General features: G+C 37.4%; 1 protein-coding gene. It reads left to right on the top strand.

Annotation, left to right across the window (positions count from 1 at the left end; all coding sequences use genetic code 11):
* Positions 1–141 precede the first annotated feature (141 nt).
* On the top strand, positions 142–600 hold the full coding sequence (locus BAZSYMA_RS00345; RefSeq protein ID WP_090714384.1) for an SCP2 sterol-binding domain-containing protein: 459 nt from the start codon (positions 142–144) through the stop codon (positions 598–600).
* The last annotated feature ends 578 nt before the right edge of the window (positions 601–1178 follow it).

Below are 1178 nucleotides of genomic sequence, written 5' to 3'. Positions count from 1 at the left end.
CAACTAATTACCGAACAGCAACTCGGCAAACACTGGCAGAAAGAATTTATAAAATCCGTGAAAATCGAAAATTTTTTTACTGTAAAATAATTTTTTTTATCGCTACAAACTATAAAATAACTCAACCTAAGGAAATCTATTATGAAAAAACTACTTACTATTACCACCCTACTTGCTACTTTATTCTCATTTAATGTTTTCGCAGGTGCACAAGACATTGCCAAGACATTCAACGCCTCATCCACCCCAGCCGAATTAGTCAAATCAGGCTGGGCTGGCAATGATGGTGGCAAAGGCTACAAAATCCTCCAAGTCATCGTTAAAGATTCAAAAAAAACCGCAGAATTACACATTGACCATAGTGGCAAAGTTATTGCTGCCTTTGACAGTATTCAAACAACAAAAATAAATGACGACTTTGACTACAAAATGAGTGCCACCCTGGAAGACTGGGCAGACATGGGCACCGGTGAATCTGGTCCTATGTATCATATGACCTTTGGTGGTTTATCTTTTGAGGGTCCTATGGGTGAAGCTATGGAGAACATGGGGCCCTTCGCCTCTTTCCTAGTCAACATTGGCAAAAATATCCAAAATTAAACCCTAATTTCTACTCAACCAAAAAAACTCAGTGTCGTTTAAGCGCTGAGTTTTTTTTCGCCCCCTCAAAAAAAATGTCTTAACATTCATGGCTTAGTCCATAACCTCATCGCCAAACAAAAGACCTTACTGCCCACTCGTCTTGTATAATTTACTGCTTAATGTTAACAAACGAGGGAAAAAGATACTGTCTTATGCTTCAGTGATAAGCAATACTTGAATATTGATGCTCTGTTGCTTTTTCTACCATATTTGTACATACTAGATTGTTTTCTTTATTTTATTGGACTTAATAATAAAGGGTAACATCTCCTTATTTTCTATTGGGTTTCATAATAAAGGGTAGCATCTCCTTATTTCTAAGTTATCTAGACCCTGTTGTTATAAAGTGTTGTTTTACAGTTTAAGCGCAACCCTTATTACCAATACTTCTGTGGTCACTCAAACTATATACCAGGCATGCCTTGCAATGCCACCGAGTTGGTGCACTTTAGGAAGCGTATAGGCGTTAAAGGTTTTAATCTTATTTTTAAAATGAGTGTCGCCTTACATGGCAAACAAGCCCAAGAAGCAACAGT

It is taken from the genome of Bathymodiolus azoricus thioautotrophic gill symbiont (genome assembly GCF_001298715.1).
GTDB lineage: Bacteria > Pseudomonadota > Gammaproteobacteria > PS1 > Pseudothioglobaceae > Thiodubiliella.
The sequence above is the reverse complement of the archived record's forward strand: the minus strand, read 5'-3'. Positions and strand labels throughout refer to the sequence as shown.

Bases quoted from the DNA above. Each gene is read 5' to 3' on its own strand.
- BAZSYMA_RS00345 (WP_090714384.1), top strand. From the start codon at position 142: ATGAAAAAACTACTTACTATTACCACCCTACTTGCTACTTTATTCTCA.